At 64.7% G+C, this 15,202-nt stretch carries 18 protein-coding genes; 13 read left to right on the forward strand and 5 right to left on the reverse strand.

The genetic code is table 11. The features are described from left to right. Window positions 1-4: 4 nt before the first annotated feature. Genes AAC645_RS12685 through AAC645_RS12695 form a run of 3 tightly spaced genes read right to left on the reverse strand, consistent with a single transcriptional unit; the run spans window position 5 to window position 2,291 of the window. Complete coding sequence (locus AAC645_RS12685; RefSeq protein WP_340316496.1) at window positions 5-925, reverse strand: glycosyl hydrolase; 921 nt, start codon at window positions 923-925, stop codon at window positions 5-7. Then, window positions 922-1,704: a TIGR04290 family methyltransferase gene (locus tag AAC645_RS12690; protein ID WP_340316498.1), complete on the reverse strand. Its 783-nt coding sequence runs from the start codon at window positions 1,702-1,704 to the stop codon at window positions 922-924. The genes AAC645_RS12685 and AAC645_RS12690 overlap by 4 nt, the downstream gene beginning before the upstream one ends. Beyond that, window positions 1,701-2,291 (reverse strand): histidine phosphatase family protein, encoded by a 591-nt coding sequence (locus AAC645_RS12695; protein WP_340316499.1) that lies wholly within the window; start codon window positions 2,289-2,291, stop codon window positions 1,701-1,703. The genes AAC645_RS12690 and AAC645_RS12695 overlap by 4 nt, the downstream gene beginning before the upstream one ends. Before the next feature lie 278 nt (window positions 2,292-2,569). Here AAC645_RS12695 and AAC645_RS12700 point away from each other — a divergent pair, with 278 nt between their 5' ends. The 13 genes from AAC645_RS12700 (at window position 2,570) to AAC645_RS12760 (ending at window position 12,973) form a co-directional block, all read left to right on the forward strand. Further along, a complete protein-coding gene (locus tag AAC645_RS12700; RefSeq protein WP_340316501.1) occupies window positions 2,570-3,676 on the forward strand; it encodes an NAD-dependent epimerase/dehydratase family protein in 1,107 nt (368 codons plus the stop codon). Next, on the forward strand, window positions 3,673-4,734 hold the full coding sequence (locus tag AAC645_RS12705; protein WP_340316502.1) for an SDR family NAD(P)-dependent oxidoreductase: 1,062 nt from the start codon (window positions 3,673-3,675) through the stop codon (window positions 4,732-4,734). The genes AAC645_RS12700 and AAC645_RS12705 overlap by 4 nt, the downstream gene beginning before the upstream one ends. Beyond that, window positions 4,731-5,846 carry a glycosyltransferase family 4 protein gene (locus AAC645_RS12710; RefSeq protein WP_340316503.1) on the forward strand — a complete coding sequence of 372 codons (1,116 nt, stop codon included), beginning with the start codon at window positions 4,731-4,733 and terminating at the stop codon, window positions 5,844-5,846. Before AAC645_RS12705 ends, AAC645_RS12710 begins: the two co-directional genes overlap by 4 nt. Then, window positions 5,843-6,955: a CgeB family protein gene (locus AAC645_RS12715; RefSeq protein ID WP_340316504.1), complete on the forward strand. Its 1,113-nt coding sequence runs from the start codon at window positions 5,843-5,845 to the stop codon at window positions 6,953-6,955. The genes AAC645_RS12710 and AAC645_RS12715 overlap by 4 nt, the downstream gene beginning before the upstream one ends. After that, window positions 6,952-8,040 carry a CgeB family protein gene (locus AAC645_RS12720; RefSeq protein ID WP_340316506.1) on the forward strand — a complete coding sequence of 363 codons (1,089 nt, stop codon included), beginning with the start codon at window positions 6,952-6,954 and terminating at the stop codon, window positions 8,038-8,040. The genes AAC645_RS12715 and AAC645_RS12720 overlap by 4 nt, the downstream gene beginning before the upstream one ends. After that, a complete protein-coding gene (locus AAC645_RS12725) occupies window positions 8,037-9,158 on the forward strand; it encodes a CgeB family protein (protein ID WP_340316507.1) in 1,122 nt (373 codons plus the stop codon). Before AAC645_RS12720 ends, AAC645_RS12725 begins: the two co-directional genes overlap by 4 nt. After that, window positions 9,155-10,165 carry a UDP-glucuronic acid decarboxylase family protein gene (locus tag AAC645_RS12730; protein WP_340316509.1) on the forward strand — a complete coding sequence of 337 codons (1,011 nt, stop codon included), beginning with the start codon at window positions 9,155-9,157 and terminating at the stop codon, window positions 10,163-10,165. The genes AAC645_RS12725 and AAC645_RS12730 overlap by 4 nt, the downstream gene beginning before the upstream one ends. 140 nt (window positions 10,166-10,305) lie before the next feature. Beyond that, entirely contained in the window at window positions 10,306-10,875 is a 570-nt protein-coding gene (locus AAC645_RS12735) for a Crp/Fnr family transcriptional regulator (RefSeq protein WP_340316510.1), read from the forward strand. Beyond that, the gene (locus AAC645_RS12740) at window positions 10,824-11,072 is read left to right on the forward strand and encodes a Crp/Fnr family transcriptional regulator (protein ID WP_340316511.1); all 249 of its coding nucleotides are present in this window, start codon (window positions 10,824-10,826) and stop codon (window positions 11,070-11,072) included. Before AAC645_RS12735 ends, AAC645_RS12740 begins: the two co-directional genes overlap by 52 nt. Then, window positions 11,072-11,776 (forward strand): sensor histidine kinase, encoded by a 705-nt coding sequence (locus AAC645_RS12745; protein ID WP_340316513.1) that lies wholly within the window; start codon window positions 11,072-11,074, stop codon window positions 11,774-11,776. Before AAC645_RS12740 ends, AAC645_RS12745 begins: the two co-directional genes overlap by 1 nt. 122 nt (window positions 11,777-11,898) lie before the next feature. Next, window positions 11,899-12,441 carry a hemerythrin domain-containing protein gene (locus tag AAC645_RS12750; protein WP_340316514.1) on the forward strand — a complete coding sequence of 181 codons (543 nt, stop codon included), beginning with the start codon at window positions 11,899-11,901 and terminating at the stop codon, window positions 12,439-12,441. Continuing rightward, window positions 12,425-12,634: a hypothetical protein gene (locus AAC645_RS12755; RefSeq protein WP_340316515.1), complete on the forward strand. Its 210-nt coding sequence runs from the start codon at window positions 12,425-12,427 to the stop codon at window positions 12,632-12,634. Before AAC645_RS12750 ends, AAC645_RS12755 begins: the two co-directional genes overlap by 17 nt. Window positions 12,635-12,658: 24 nt before the next feature. After that, a complete protein-coding gene (locus tag AAC645_RS12760; RefSeq protein ID WP_340316517.1) occupies window positions 12,659-12,973 on the forward strand; it encodes a hypothetical protein in 315 nt (104 codons plus the stop codon). A 21-nt stretch (window positions 12,974-12,994) separates the two neighbouring features. On the opposite strand, the gene AAC645_RS12765 is transcribed toward AAC645_RS12760, so the two are convergent. Both AAC645_RS12765 and AAC645_RS12770 read right to left on the reverse strand, forming a co-directional pair. Then, window positions 12,995-13,363: a response regulator gene (locus tag AAC645_RS12765; protein WP_340316519.1), complete on the reverse strand. Its 369-nt coding sequence runs from the start codon at window positions 13,361-13,363 to the stop codon at window positions 12,995-12,997. Next, a complete protein-coding gene (locus AAC645_RS12770) occupies window positions 13,356-15,143 on the reverse strand; it encodes a PAS domain-containing protein (protein ID WP_340316521.1) in 1,788 nt (595 codons plus the stop codon). The genes AAC645_RS12765 and AAC645_RS12770 overlap by 8 nt, the downstream gene beginning before the upstream one ends. Between the last annotated feature and the right edge of the window lie 59 nt (window positions 15,144-15,202).

The following is a 15,202-nucleotide window of genomic DNA, read 5'->3' on the forward strand; positions in this document are numbered from 1 at the left end:
TCCTTCAGGAGCCGACCGCAATCGGCAGCGTCGTCTGCGCAGGCGCGTAGCGGTCGACCATCTCCGCGCAGAAGTCGGCAAAGCCCTGGGGATCGACCGGCGCGCTGGTATGATGCGGGGCGATGCCGAGATGCTCGGGGGTAAAGCAGAAGGTGACGGTCACGTCGAAATCGGCGAGCGCCTCCATCTGCCGGTCGAACCAGCCGAGCGCGTCGGGGCGGAAATAGTCCGCCCAGGACAAGCCAGTGCGCAGATGACGCACGCCCAGTCGCTTCATCCAGGCTACCGCCTCGTCGAGCCGGTGGTCTTGATAATGGAACCACTGCATCAGCCCCATATCGGCGGCATGGGCAGCGTAGCGTTCCAGCGCCGGCTTGGGGGTCCCGTCCTCGCGGATCAACCCCATGTAGAAATGCCGATAATAGCTCGACCCCTCGGCCTCGCGGTGCCGCGTCGTCGCACCCCAGCTTTGCGGAAGATCGTAAAGGCTGTACCAGAAGACGCGCGGCACCCGGCCCACCAGCAGCTGGGCAGTCCGGTCGATGCCGAACAATTGGACCTCCTCGGCCCCAAACGAGCCGACGCCAACCTCGGTCACCCACACAGGCTTATCGGTCACAGCCTCGATCTCGGCGATCTTGTCGGGCCAGGCGTGGATCGGCCACAGGTTCCAGTCGAGCGGAAAGCCGTGGACCGCGACCACGTCCACGGAATCCAGCGCGCCATGCGCCTCCATCTTCTGGAGCCAGAAGGGATCAATCGGCGACATGCCCCCCAACACCCGCGTCAGGCCGGGATTCATCGCAGCGATAGCAGCGCCGGCATGGCGCACGCAGTCGGCGTAGCGCGACCAGTCGGGGTCGACCTCCAGGTCCCAGTGCGACTTGTTGTTCGGCTCGTTCCAGATCATCGCCGCTTCGATCATTCGTCACCTTTTTGCGCTGGATAGACAGCCCCCACGCTCGGCCCCCAGCCCGTGAACGGGACCGGGGCGACGCGGCAGAGATAGACTTCGTCCGTCGGACCGGCCTCGATCGTGAAGCCGGCGCTGCGCAGCATCGCCTCGCTCGCGGCACGATTGGGCACCCACCAGTTGGTCCAGTCCTGAGCAAACTGATGCTCGATGAAATGGAGCTTCGGGTAGCCGGGCTTGTTGAAATCGTCAGGCTCGTTGAAGTCGTAGTCGGGCTTCACCGCTGCGACGCGGGAGGCCCCTCGGGTGAGCGACTGGAAGATCAGCATGTCGCCGGCGACGTGCTCGCGGATCAGATCAAGCGCGAGCAGCGGATGGCGCAGGTGATAGAACACGCCCATGAAGATCACGACATCGAAGCGCCGCCCGAGCCGTGCCACATCATAGACAGACATCATCCGGAACTCGACGTCAGTGAAGCCGAGGGCATCCGCGACGAAGCGCGCCTGGGCGAGGTAATGATCGTCGGAATCGATGCCGAGCACATAGTCGGCGCCGCGATGCTTCATCTCGATCGAGTAGAAGCCTGCATTGCATCCGATGTCGAGCACCGACTTGCCGCTGAGGTCGTCCGGCAGGCCTTCCGCGAAACGACGGAATTTGGCGCCTGGATAGTCGCCCAGGAAATGGTCGGGCGCGGTCCAGATGCCGCGGACGTTGATATTGTGGAACCACGGCCCGAGCGCGGCGATGTTGGCGCGAAGCGCTTCCTTCGACAGGGGGCGGTTCATTGCGGCACCTCGTTGAGCCGCAACAGCCGCCCTCCCGAGGCGTCAATCGCAAGGCTGCTCAGTGACGCCGGATCGATGTCGAAGCGCAGGACATGGTCTAGGTTAAGGCCGAGATAGCGCGCAATCCCGCCCCGGATGGGGTCGCAATGGCTGACGCACAGCACATGGCTGCGCCCCTCGGCCGCCAGCCGATCGAGATGCTCGACTATCCGCGCCGCCGCCGCGCCCATCGTTTCCCCGCCCGGAGGGCAGGCAGCGGAGCGCCGCTCGTTCCAGTGCCGCCACTCAGGGTCACCGTCGAGATCGGCAAAGCGACGGCCGGTCCAGCTGCCGAAATCGATCTCGTCGAGCGCCGCCGCGGTTTCGACGCCCAGGCCGAGTTGCGCGGCAATCTCTTCCGCCGTTTCTCGAGCGCGGGGTCTGGGACTCGTCTGGATCTCGCGGACGCCATAAAAGGCGCACTTTAGCGCCAGCGAAGCAGCCTGCGCGCGCCCCGCTGGCGACAGGCCGATCTGCGACCGGCCCGACAATATATGACCAACTTCGGCGTGGGAGCCGTGCCGCGCGAGGAAGAGAATCGCGCTCACGGCTTTTGGTACGGCAGCATCAACATAGAAGCTGAAAAAGCGCAATCCCCCTTAGAGTTGCAATAAAAACCACATCTGTCGATGAACTGGGCATTAACGACGGCAAACTGTTCCGATGGATAGGAACAAGATGATGAAGAAGCTCGTCTATATAACCTGTATTTATCGAGAAGTATTAACGGCTCCAATCACATTGGTTATCTTTCGCAAGTAACATCAGTTACGAAGGACGTATTAACATAGATTTATAGGTATATTTACTAGGCAAGGGAGGCAGTGTGGAGAAAATCCTGATCACAGGCGGCGCCGGCTTCATAGGTCGGGCGGTCAGTGCCGAGTTGCTGGCCAGAGGACATGAGGTGCGTGTGCTCGACAGCCTGATTGAGCAGGTTCACGGCATCGGCTCGGAACCGCCCGTGGGAGATGTCGAGTTCATCCGGGCCGACATTCGCGATGGCGACGCAGTGGCCGCGTCCTTGCGCGGCGTCGACAGCGTCATCCACCTCGCCGCCGAGGTTGGCGTCGGCCAGTCGATGTACGAAGTGGAGCGCTACACATCAGCCAATGACGTCGGAACGGCGGTGCTGTTCGAACGGCTGATCGATCACCCCGTCCGTCGCGTCGTCACGGCGTCCTCGATGAGCATCTACGGTGAGGGCCTCTATCGCGATGCCGACGGCAGGCTGATTGAAGATGCCGAGCGCAAGGCGTTGCGCGACGGTCAGCAGAATTGGGAGCCGCTCGACACGCAGGGCCGGCCATTGGCGCCGGTCGCTACCCCGGAATGGAAACGCCCGAACCTGGCCTCGATCTATGCGCTCAACAAATATGTCCAGGAACGCACCACCCACATCATGACCCGACCCTATGGCATGGAGGGCGTCTGCCTGCGGCTGTTCAACGTCTACGGTCCGGGCCAGGCGCTCTCCAATCCCTACACCGGCGTGCTCGCAATCTTCGCGTCGCGACTGCTCAACGGCCAGCAGCCGATGATCTTCGAGGATGGCGAGCAGCGCCGCGACTTCGTGCATGTCGCGGATGTCGCGCGAGCCTTTGCCGACGCGCTGGTGCTGCCGCAGGCGGCGGGCGGCACCTTCAACATCGGATCCGGCCAGGACCGCTCGGTTACCGAGGTGGCGCGCGCACTCGCTCACGCGATGGGCAAGAACGATATCGCCCCCGAAATCGTCGGGAAGGCACGGACCGGCGACATCCGTCACTGCTTCTGCGACACCAGCCTCGCCGCTCAAATGCTCGACTTCCACGCCCGGCAGGATTTCACCGCCGGGCTGGCCGAACTGGCGGAATGGGTCGCCGAGCAGGAAGCGGTCGATCGGGTCGCCGAAGCGCGAGCTGAGCTAGAGGCACGGGGGCTGGTCGCATGACCGACGCCCGCCCCGTTCTGATCACCGGCGGCGCCGGCTTCATCGGATCGAACATCGCCGACCGCCTCGCCGGGGAAGGGCATGACGTGGTCATCTACGACGCCCTCTCGCGGGCCGGAGTCGAAACCAACCTGGCATGGCTCCAGCGCCGGCATCCGGGACGGATCGCGACCGTCATCGCCGACATCCGTGATGCGGAGCGGCTGACCCTCGCGGTCGCCGACGCCAAGGCGGTGTTCCATATGGCTGCCCAAGTGGCGGTCACCACCAGCCTGGATGATCCGCGCGACGATTTCGAGATCAACGTGCTTGGCACAGTCAACCTGCTCGAAGCGATCCGCACCCAGGCAGCGGAGACTCCGCTGGTCTTTGCGTCGACCAACAAGGTCTATGGCGGTCTGGACGACCTGCAGCTGTCGCTCGGTCCGAAAGGCCATCGTCCGGTCGACGACGTTATCCGCCGCAACGGGGTCGCCGAGGACCGGCCTCTCGATTTCCACACGCCTTATGGCTGCTCGAAGGGCGCGGCCGATCAATATGTGCTGGATTATGCACGCAGTTTCGGCCTGCGCACGGCGGTCTTCCGGATGAGCTGCATCTATGGCCGGCGCCAGATGGGCACGGAAGACCAGGGGTGGGTCGCCCATTTCCTGATCCGCGCGCTCGAAGGCGCGCCGATCACCATCTACGGCGATGGCCACCAGGTTCGCGACATTCTCGACGTGTCCGACGCCGTCTCAGCCTATATCGCCGCCTGGCAGCGCATCGACGCGATCCGCGGCCGTGCGTTCAACCTCGGCGGCGGGCAGCAGAACGCCGTAAGCTTGCGGCAACTGCTGGCCCATATCGAAACCCTTCTCGGCCACGAGCTCGACATCGCCTTCGCCGACTGGCGCGCCGGCGACCAGCGCTACTTCGTCGCCGACACGCAGCGCGCGGAGAACGCGCTCGGGCTGGGGCCGAAACGGCCATGGCGCGAGGGGGTCGAGGGGCTCGCACGCTGGCTGGCGCAGGAGCGCCGGCTTCCCTGGGGGCAGGCGATGGCGGCCGCATCATGAGCGCGAAGCTGCGCGTCTTCATGACCACCGATGCGGTGGGTGGCGTCTGGCAATATTCAATCGATCTTTGCCGCAGCCTTTGCGCACAGGATGTCGAGGTCGGCCTTGCCATACTCGGCCCTCCGCCAGGGCCGACGCAGCTTCTTGCTGCCGAGGCGATTGCCGGCCTGACGCTGATCGAGACTGGCGAAGATCTCGACTGGATCGCGGCGGACGGCGCTCAGGTCGAGGCGTCCGCCGAGCATATCGCCGAGCTTGCAGCCTCTTATGAGGCGCAGATCGTCCATCTTAACAGCCCTGCCCTGGCGGCGGCCGTCGATTTCCACGCGCCGACGCTCGCCGTCTCGCACAGCTGCGTCGGCACATGGTGGCGTGCGACCCGCGCTGGCCCGCTTCCCAACGACCTGGCCTGGCGCGACCGGCTGCACCGCCTGGGCCTTCAGCGGGCCGACATGGTGCTCACGCCGTCCCACAGCTTTGCTGCCGCGACACATGCCCATCATGGGCTTCGGCATTCGCCGCGTGTCGTCCACAATGGCCGTGTCGAACTGCCACTGGCCAAGGCTGCGATGCACGACTTCGCTTTCACAGCCGGCCGGCTGTGGGACAGCGGCAAGAATGTCGCGGTGCTGGATCGCGCCGCGGGACGGTTGACCATTCCGTTCAAGGCCGCCGGCGCGTGTATCGCGCCGCATGGCGAAGCGATCAGCTTTGACCATCTCCACAGGCTCGGCCAGCTCGACGAGGCGACGCTCGGCCGATACCTCGCCGCGCGTCCGGTCTTCGTCTCGGCGGCGCGCTACGAGCCGTTCGGTCTTGCGGTGCTGGAGGCGGCATCCGCTGGCTGCGCGCTGGTGCTGTCGGACATTCCCACCTTCCGCGAACTGTGGGACGGCGTCGCGCACTTCGTCGATCCCGACGACGAGGCCGGCTTCGCCGAGGCGATCGAGACGCTGATCGGCGATGCGGCGCTCCGCCTGTCGCGCGGCGAAGAGGCGCGACGCCACGCGCGGCGCTATTCGGCAGCCGCCACGGGCGAGGCCACGATGTCGGCGTACCGGACACTGCTCCAGACCCGTTCCGCCAACCGGTTGGCGAGGGCGTGCGGATGAGGGTCGTCTATTTCACTCACTCGCTGCTGTCCTGCTGGAACCACGGCAATGCACATTTCCTGCGCGGCGTGCTCGGCGAACTGCAGGCGCGCGGCCATCAGGTGATCGCCCTCGAACCTAGCGACAATTGGAGCCTGAGCAACCTGATCGCCGATCATGGCCGCGCCGGACTCGCCGCGTTCGCCCGTGCCTATCCCGACCTCAAGACCCGCAGCTACGGCCCCCAGCCCCATGTCGAGGACCTGATCGGCGATGCCGAGCTGGTGATCGTCCACGAGTGGAACGAACCGGCACTCGTCGCTGCCGTCGGCGACCTGCGCCGGCGGGGCGGCCGCTTCACCTTGTTGTTCCACGATACCCACCACCGCGCCGTCAGCGATCCGCAGGCGATCCGCGCCTTCGACCTCTCCGGCTATGACGGCGTACTGGCGTTCGGCGAAGCGCTATCCGAGGTCTATCGCCGCTGGGGCTGGGGCGATCGCGTCTGGACCTGGCACGAGGCAGCCGACACGAGGCTGTTCCACCCTCCCCATCCCCAGACAGAACGTGCCGGCCTGGTCTGGATCGGCAACTGGGGCGATGGAGAGCGCAGTGCCGAGCTGGAGCGCTTCCTGTTCCGGCCCGCGCAGGAAGCGCCGCTGCCGCTCGATCTCTACGGCGTCCGCTACCCGCCCGAGGCGCTCGCGACGCTGAAGCGCTATGGCGTACGCTATCATGGTTGGGCGCCTAATGCGCAGGTGCCAGCGATCTTTGCCCGGGCACTCGCGACCGTGCATGTCCCGCGCCGCTATTATGCCACCCTGTTGCCCGGCATCCCGACGATCCGCATGTTCGAGGCGCTCGCCTGCGGCATCCCGCTGGTTTCTGCGCCATGGCAGGACAGTGAAAGCCTGTTCCGGCCGGGCAACGACTATCTCGTCGCCGAGGACGGCGCCAGGATGACCCGCCATCTCCGGGCGATCGCCGCCGACGGCGAGCTGCGTTCGTCGCTGGTAGCCAGAGGACTCGAGACGATCCTCGCCCGACACACCTGCCGCCATCGCGTCGATGAGCTGCTGGAGATCGTGCGCAGCATCGAAACCCCTGCCCCTGCCCGGAGTGTCGCATGAAGATCGCCTTCTACGGATCGAGCCTGTTATCCTCCTACTGGAATGGCGCCGCGACCTATTACCGCGGACTGCTCAGCGAGCTCGCCAGCCGCGGCTACCAGATCAGCTTCTACGAGCCCGACGCATTCGATCGCCAGCAGCACCGCGACATCGAGCCGCCCGCCTGGGCGCGCTCGGTGGTGTATCCAGCCACCGCCGAGGGACTGCGCTCGGTGCTGGCCGAGGCGGGCGCCGCGGACATCGTGGTCAAGGCGAGCGGCGTCGGGGTGTTCGATGCCGAACTGCTCGAAGGCATCTCGACGCACAGTCGTCCGGGTGCGCTGCGTATCTTTTGGGATGTGGACGCCGCGGCCACGCTGGACGAGATGCGCGGCGATCCGCACCACCCGGTCCGGAAAGCGGCGCCGCGGCTGGATGCCGTGCTGACCTATGGCGGCGGCCCCCCGGTCGTCGAAGCCTATGAGGGATTTGGCGCGCTGCGTTGCGTGCCGATCTATAACGCGCTCGATCCGACCACGCATTTCCCGGTGCCGCCGGACCCGCGCTTCGCCGCCGATCTGGCATTCCTGGGCAATCGCCTGCCCGACCGCGAGGCGCGGGTGGCGGAGTTCTTCTTCGGAGCGGCCGGGCTGCTGCCGGATCGCACCTTCCTGATCGGTGGCAATGGCTGGGAGAGCGCCGCGCTCCCGGCCAATGTGTCGGCGCGCGGGCATGTCTACACGGCCGAGCACAACGCCTTCAACTCGACACCGCTCGCCCTGCTCAACGTCGCCCGCGACAGCATGGCCGCCGTCGGCTTTTCGCCGGCGACGCGCGTTTTCGAGGCGGCCGGCGCGGGCGCCTGCCTGATCACCGACGCCTGGGAAGGGATAGAGATGTTCCTGACGCCGGGCGAGGAAGTCCTTGTCGCGCGCGACGGGCAGGATGTCGCCGACCTGCTGGCGCAACTGACGCCGGACCGGGCTCGCCGGATCGGCGACGCGGCGCTGCGCCGGGTGCGGGCCGAGCACAGCTATCGGCTTCGTGCGGAACTGGTCGATCGCCTGTTCCGCGAGTTGCGCGCGCGCCAGCGGGTTGCGGCATGAGGATCGTGGTCATCGGGCTCAGCCTGTCCTCGTCCTGGGGCAACGGCCATGCGACCACCTATCGCGCACTGCTGTCGGCTTTCGCGCGGCGCGGCCATGACATCCTGTTCCTGGAGCGCGACGTGCCATGGTATGCCAGCCGTCGCGACCTGACAGATCCCGGCTATTGCGATCTCGCCTTCTACGCGGACCTGGCGGAGCTGCGCCGCTGGAGCGGCACGATCGCCGCGGCAGACGCTGTGATCGTCGGATCCTATGTGCCCGAAGGCGTCGCTGTCGGGCGCTTCGTGCAGGATGTCGCGGAAGGCGTGATCGCTTTCTACGATATCGACACGCCGGTAACCCTGGCCAAGCTGGCGCGCGACGATCATGAATATCTCACGCCCGACCTGATCGCCGGCTATGATCTCTATCTGTCATTCACCGGCGGCCCGACGCTCGACCTGCTGGAACAGCACTACGGATCACCGGCGGCGCGGGCCCTGTATTGCTCGGTCGATCCGCTCGCCTATCCATCACTCCCCGTGCCGAAGCGCTGGGACCTGTCCTATCTCGGTACCTACAGCCCCGATCGCCAGCCGCGGCTGGAGCGGCTGCTGATTGAGCCGGCGCGCGCGCTGCCGCACATGCGCTTCGTGGTCGCCGGGCCGCAATATCCGGACTCGATCATATGGCCGGCCAATGTCGAGCGTATCGACCATCTGCCCCCAACCGAGCATGCGGCCTTCTACAGCGCCTCTCGCTTTACGCTGAACGTAACCCGCGACGACATGATTGCCGCCGGCTGGTCGCCATCGGTGCGGCTGTTCGAAGCAGCCGCAACAGGCACTCCGATCATCTCCGACATCTGGGACGGCATAGACTCGCTGCTCGAGCCCGATCGCGAGATCCTCCTTGCTGACAGCAGCGAGCGGGTCGCGCAGATATTGTGGCGCGACCATTACGCGATCGGTCGCGCAGCTCGTGCCAGGATCCTGGCATCCCATAGCGCAACGCATCGCGCCGCGGAACTCGAACGCTTTCTGGTCGAGGCGGCAGGTCCGGTTCGCGCCGTCCCACACGTGCGTGCGCCCGAGATCGACATTGGAATTGCTGAAGTAACGAGGAGCTTGTCATGATCAACCGCCCAGACCAGATCACGCTCGTGGCGGGGGGCGCAGGCTTCATCGGATCTCACCTGTGCCGGGCGCTGCTCGATCGCGGTGAAACCGTGCTCTGCCTCGACAATCTCCAAACCTCGCGGCCGGTCAATCTGCGCTCGCTCGAAACCAGTCCGCGCTTCAAGTTCATCGAAGCTGACATCGTCAATCCACTACCGCTGGACATATTGGAGTGTACACGCCGCATATCGCGCATATACAATCTTGCCTGCGCGGCCTCGCCCCCGCAATATCAGGCGGACCCGGAGCATACCATGCTCACCAATGTAGTCGGCACCGATCACCTGCTGAGACTTGCAGAGCGTGCCGGCGCGCGTTTCCTGCTGAGCTCGACCAGCGAGGTCTATGGCGATCCCGAAACGCATCCGCAGCATGAGGATTATCGCGGATGGGTAAGCTGCACCGGCCCCCGGGCCTGTTACGACGAAGGCAAGCGCGCGGCCGAAACGATGACCTTCGACTTCGCGAGAATGAGCCGTGCGGAGGTTCGCGTCGCCAGGATCTTCAATACCTATGGGCCGCAGATGCATCCCGACGATGGCCGCGTCGTTTCCAACCTGATCTGCCAAGCGCTGTCGGGGAATGATATCACCATTTATGGAGACGGTACGCAGAGTCGGAGCTTCTGCTATGTGTCAGACCTGGTTGATGGCCTGATCCGCCTGATGGAGAGCGATCTCGACCGCGACGAACCGATCAACCTGGGTAATCCCGATGAGGTGACGATCAACGACCTCCTTGCCCTGATCGTGGAGATGACCGGCACCACCGCCAATGTCGTCTTCCGGCCGTTGCCCGTCGACGATCCGCGCCGCCGCAAGCCCGACATCAGCCGGGCGCAGGCGACATTGGGCTGGCAACCGGTGGTCGGCCTCCGCACCGGGCTGGAGGCGACATGCGCCTGGTTCGCGCAGGAAATCGGCAGTCAGTGGAACCATGACAGACTGCAGGATGCCGCAGCCTGAGCCCGCCTCCGCGGCGCACCGCGCACAGCCGGCCCTACAGCAGTTTTTTTGCTCGCTTCACCGCGGCGGTCCGGTTCGCCGACAGTCGCTTAACCTATGTCAGTCCTCGACATTTTTGAATGGCCTAGGGTTGGTTGCACATGACTAACGAAGATGTACTAGCCACCAGGCTCAGCAATTATACCAAGCTATCCGACGAAGAGTGCGATGCGCTGCGCACCCTCACACGCGATCGGATCCGGCGAGTCGGTGCGCGGGTGGATCTGGTCCGCGAGGGTGAGCGGCCGCGCAGTGTGTTCCTGATCCTGTCGGGATGGGCCTATCGCTACAAGACGATGGAGGACGGGCGCCGCCAGATCGTCAGCTTCCTGCTCCCCGGCGACTTGTGCGATCTCAATAATTTCGTGCTGGCGGAGATGGACCATACGATCAGCGCCCTGACCGCACTGCAGTTCGTCGAGATCCCGCACGAGCGCGTTGGCCAGATCTGCGAGGAATTCCCCAAGATCGGACGTGCGCTGTGGTGGCAAATGCTGTCATCGATATCGATGCAGCGGCAGTGGACCGTCAGCCTTTCGCGCAGTGCGCTGGAGCGCATCGGCACTTGTTCTGCGAACTGTTCCTGCGGCTCCGGACTGTCGGGCTCACGCGCGGCAACATGTGCGATCTGCCGCCCACCCAGACGGAACTGGCCGAGGCGACCGGATTGACTCCAGTGCACGTCAACCGGACTCTTCAGGAAATGCGCGCCGAGGGATTGATCGTGCTGAAGGACCGGATATTGGAGATTCCCGACTTGGCGAGACTGCAGCACGCGGTGCTGTTCACGCCCAACTATCTCCACCTTGGGCAGGCGGAGGCCGGGACGAGCATCGAAAAGGATGTCGCACCGGCGGTGGAGATCTGATGAACCAACAGGAGATCGAGATCGCCGCCCTCCGAAGCGCCCTCAAGCAGGCGCAGGTGCGGCATGAGGAGGATGCCTCCAGGACCGCCGAGCTGGAAGCTCAGGCGGACGCCTCGCGCGCCGAGTTGCAGCATTACGTGCGCAACACGCTGGCAGTAGTCCGATCGATCGCGCGCCGCACCGCCGCCAACTCCGAAAGCGTCGAGGACTATCAGAATAATCTCGACGGCCGGATCTCGGCGTTCGCCCGCGTCCAGTCGGTATTGATGCGCAATCCTGGCGGGGGCATCGATCTCGGATCGCTGATCGCCGACGAACTGATCGCGTTCGGCGTCGGACTTGGCAAGGAGGCGCGGCTGGACGGCGGCCCGCTCCGTATCAAGCCCAAGCCCGCGGGACTGCTGGGTCTTGCCATCCACGAACTGGCAGTGAATTCGATCAAGGTCGGCGCGCTGGCAGCCGGCGGCAGCATCGCCATTGCGTGGTCGATCGAGGCACATGGCGCGGAAGCGGGCCTGCGGATCAACTGGGCCGAAGCCGGAAAAATCCCGGGTGCGGACTTGAATGACAAGAAGCAGGGCTTCGGCCCGGAGGTGCTGAAGGAAGCCATCGCCTACGAATTATCGGGATCGGCCATCATCGATGTCTCCTCCACCGGCCTGATGTGCCGCATCCGCCTGCCGCTCGAGTGCGTGCTGAGCTGAGCTGAAAAATAGGGCACGGCGGGCTCCGCAACGGGTGGCCCCGTCCTGAAGCAGTCCTGTCGCGGACGCCGGAACCATCACGCCGGCCGCGCGATTCCCGGAAAAGCATCAGGAGCCCGCACATGTCCTTCCTCGACAGGATCGTCGCCGCCGTAACACCGGCCGAGAGCGAGCAGGACCGCATGGCGGCCCGCCACAATGCCCGTCAGGCGGCAAGCCCCGGCGACTGGCTCAGCATGGTGCTCGACCATCATGAACAGATCGAGACAGCCTTCGGCAAGGTACGAAAAGCCACGGACTCCCATGCGCGTACCGCTGCCCAAAAGGACCTTGCGGTGCTGTTGACCAGCCATTCCAACGCGGAAGAATCAGTGCTTTATCCGGCTATGGCCGAGAGTGGCGAAAAGGGCGCCGCCAGCCTTGCCTATGAGGAGCAGGCCACGGCCAAGGTCCAGATGGCCGTACTCGAGAAGATGGACCCCGCCTCGCAGAATTATATCGATAAGCTGGAGCATATTCGCGGCGCGGTGGTCCATCATATGTATCAGGAGGAGAGCCACTGGCTCGTCGAGCTGAAGCTGCATGGGCCGGCCGGAGACCAGGACATGCTGACGGCGCGCTATGCCGAGGAGATTGCGCGCTATTCGGGTGCGGAACTGGCATGATGGCAAGCCCGGCGATACTATCCAGCCTGCTCGGGACGATCCCGAGCATAGCCCCTCTGGCGCTGCGACCGATCAGGCGCACGCGGCCGCGGGGGACGGGACCCTGCAAGGCGCCATCCCGGCGGGCCTGACGCCCGAGGAATTGCTGAAGATCGCGAGGGCCGAGCCCACCGACGACGGGGGTACCGGCTGAGCGAGCCGGCTGAACGAGGAGGAGATGATGAGGGATCGCGGCAAGACGACCGGTCCACCCGAACTGAAGAGCGGCTATACGGGCGACCAGGAACCGAGCCGGCCGCAGCCCGGTCCGCCGATCCGCACTGCGGGCCTACCGGCAGAACAGAACCGTGGTCGACGAGCGCCCCAGGAAGGCAGCGGCGTGGCCGTCGGCAGCGGAGCTGCGGCGGGTGGCGGCGGCGGTGCGGAAGATCATGACTCGGACCCGCAGGCGGGAGACGGAGCGTTGCGCATCAAGCATAGGGAGCGGCGACCCGCCAAGGGCGGGGACGCGCCTGTAGGTGGCAGCCGGTAGCCGTGGCGGCCAGCCGCGAACTCAGGCAAGCATGGTATGCACCAGCTCGGCGATGCGGTACGCCTTCAGCGGCTTTTCCAGCCGCGTGATGTCAGCAAAGCGTTCGGGAACCACCCATTCGTCATAGCCGGTCGCGAAGATAAACGGAATGCCGCGCTCTTTCAGTAGATCCGCTATCGGAAAGATCATCTTGCCCCGCAGGTTGATGTCCAGCACCGCCACGTCGATCTTCGTCTGCGCCCGGATCAGGGTCGCGGCTTCGTCTACCGATGGTACCGGACCGAGGATATCTGCGCCCAGCTGGCTCAGCTCGTCGCGCAGATCGTCGGCCAGAAGATACTCGTCCTCGGCGATAAGGATCTGACATCCTTTGAGTTTCTGATCAGCCATTGCTTGTCTCCAACCGTATGTCTTCGCAGGGAACGCCGACCTCTATCGTACAATGCACGCCATCGAGTTCGAACGCATAGCTCGTCCGCGCAGCCAACGAATAGGGCAGCGCGCGCTCGATCAATTCCCTGCCATAACCACTTCCGCGCGGCCGTTCGTCGTCGGCCATCGTGCCGACGCCACGCTCCCGCCACTCGATACACAGGGGACGTTCATCCCCTTCTGCGGCTCCGACACGCCAATACACTTCGAGAACCCCATCTGCGTTTGAAAATGCTCCGTATTTCACAGCATTTGTCGTAAGCTCATGCAAGGCCAGAGCAAGCGTCTGAACTGCGGCGGAACGGAGGGATACTCCTTTTGGGCCATTCAGCGATATGCGCTCCGCCCATTCGGCGCGGTTTAACGGCACTTGCGCGGAAAGCTCCGATAGCAGCAGCGCATCGAAGGTAACTCTCATGCCGTCGCGTTGCGAAAGCAGGCCCTGCACACGCGACAGGGCCTGGAGCCGGTCGTCGATGCACTTCTCGAACTCTTCGAGGGTATCGCTGTCCTTCAGCGTCCGGGCGGTTACCGATTGCACCACCGACATCAGATTGCGCGTCCGGTGCTGGAGCTCGGCCACCAGCACCGCCTGCTCCTGCTGCAGTTGAAGGATGTCGTCGACGTCGGTCGAGGTGCCGAGCCATTCCACCGGAGCGCCATCGTCGCCACCGACCGGCAATGCGCGCGTACGGAAATGGCGATAGCGGCCTTCGTCCAGGTGTAGGATACGCGCTTCGAACTCGAGCACTCCTCTTTCCTCGGCATCGCGCCAGGCCGCCCGCGCGTCGGCGCGATCGTCGGGGTGAAATGCTTCCAGCCAGCCCATCCCGCGGCAATCGTCTTCGCCCTGTCCGGTATAGCTTGTCCATTGCGGGCTGGACCATGTCCACTGGCCTCCGTCCAGCGCGCGCCACACGAGTTGCGGCATGCCCTCGACCAGCGTGCGGAAGCGCAACTCGCTCTGCCTGAAGGCATCGAGCATGTTGCGCTGGTCGTGGATATCGGTGCCGGCCGCGAACCACGCGACGATCTTGCCCCGATCGTCCCGCAGCGGCTCCGCCCTGATCAGGAACCAGCGATAGCCGCCCTTTCTATCGCCGACCCGCAATTCGGCCTGATAGGCCCAGCCCTCGGATATCGTGACGGCCCAGTTGGCGCTTGCCGCGTCGCGGTCCAACGGATGAACCACGTCGATCCAGCCGCGGCCCTGGGCCTCCGCTTCATTTTGCCCGGTGTAGGAGAACCAGCGCCGGTTGAACCAGTTGGCGTCACCGGCGGCGTCGGTACGCCACAGCAGATCGGGCACGAGATCGGCTATGGCGCGGAGCGACGCTTCGGTTTGCACCAGCGTGCGATTGATATCCTGCACCTCGCGGGTTCGTTCCTCGACCCGTCGATCCAGATGCTGGTTGGCCTCGTGGAGGGTGCTGTTGGCCGCTTCGAGCTCCTCGGTGAGCACCTGCATTTCCTCGAAGGCTACGCGCAGTTCCTCCTCGCTCTGGTTCAGCCGTACTGCGGCGTCATCCGTCGGTTCCTCGTTCAGACGAAGCGTGGCGAACTGCCTGTGCATCGCCTGCAACTCGTGCGACAGGCCAGCCACCCGCCGGAGCAGGCGATCGCGGTCGTCGACGAGGCGGTCATTTTCTTCGAGCGCGGACTCGAGCGCGGTTTTCAACTGCTCGACCTCGTCCAGCAACCTCAGATCGCCACGCGCTTCGTCATAGTTGGCCATCATTTTCGAACCCCGTCATACGCAGGATAACGCAATAGTATGCTAAAAGACGCCAACTTATT

The sequence above is a fragment of the Rhizorhabdus argentea genome (genome assembly GCF_037861105.1).
Taxonomy (GTDB): Bacteria; Pseudomonadota; Alphaproteobacteria; order Sphingomonadales; family Sphingomonadaceae; genus Rhizorhabdus; species Rhizorhabdus argentea.

Excerpts from the sequence above, each read along its gene's own strand:
- AAC645_RS12685 (WP_340316496.1), bottom strand. The coding sequence starts at position 925 with ATGATCGAAGCGGCGATGATCTGGAACGAGCCGAACAACAAGTCGCAC.
- AAC645_RS12690 (WP_340316498.1), bottom strand. The coding sequence starts at position 1,704 with ATGAACCGCCCCCTGTCGAAGGAAGCGCTTCGCGCCAACATCGCCGCG.
- AAC645_RS12705 (WP_340316502.1), top strand. The coding sequence starts at position 3,673 with ATGACCGACGCCCGCCCCGTTCTGATCACCGGCGGCGCCGGCTTCATC.
- AAC645_RS12710 (WP_340316503.1), top strand. The coding sequence starts at position 4,731 with ATGAGCGCGAAGCTGCGCGTCTTCATGACCACCGATGCGGTGGGTGGC.
- AAC645_RS12715 (WP_340316504.1), top strand. The coding sequence starts at position 5,843 with ATGAGGGTCGTCTATTTCACTCACTCGCTGCTGTCCTGCTGGAACCAC.
- AAC645_RS12720 (WP_340316506.1), top strand. The coding sequence starts at position 6,952 with ATGAAGATCGCCTTCTACGGATCGAGCCTGTTATCCTCCTACTGGAAT.
- AAC645_RS12725 (WP_340316507.1), top strand. The coding sequence starts at position 8,037 with ATGAGGATCGTGGTCATCGGGCTCAGCCTGTCCTCGTCCTGGGGCAAC.
- AAC645_RS12730 (WP_340316509.1), top strand. The coding sequence starts at position 9,155 with ATGATCAACCGCCCAGACCAGATCACGCTCGTGGCGGGGGGCGCAGGC.
- AAC645_RS12735 (WP_340316510.1), top strand. The coding sequence starts at position 10,306 with ATGACTAACGAAGATGTACTAGCCACCAGGCTCAGCAATTATACCAAG.
- AAC645_RS12740 (WP_340316511.1), top strand. The coding sequence starts at position 10,824 with ATGTGCGATCTGCCGCCCACCCAGACGGAACTGGCCGAGGCGACCGGA.
- AAC645_RS12745 (WP_340316513.1), top strand. The coding sequence starts at position 11,072 with ATGAACCAACAGGAGATCGAGATCGCCGCCCTCCGAAGCGCCCTCAAG.
- AAC645_RS12750 (WP_340316514.1), top strand. The coding sequence starts at position 11,899 with ATGTCCTTCCTCGACAGGATCGTCGCCGCCGTAACACCGGCCGAGAGC.
- AAC645_RS12760 (WP_340316517.1), top strand. The coding sequence starts at position 12,659 with ATGATGAGGGATCGCGGCAAGACGACCGGTCCACCCGAACTGAAGAGC.
- AAC645_RS12765 (WP_340316519.1), bottom strand. The coding sequence starts at position 13,363 with ATGGCTGATCAGAAACTCAAAGGATGTCAGATCCTTATCGCCGAGGAC.
- AAC645_RS12770 (WP_340316521.1), bottom strand. The coding sequence starts at position 15,143 with ATGATGGCCAACTATGACGAAGCGCGTGGCGATCTGAGGTTGCTGGAC.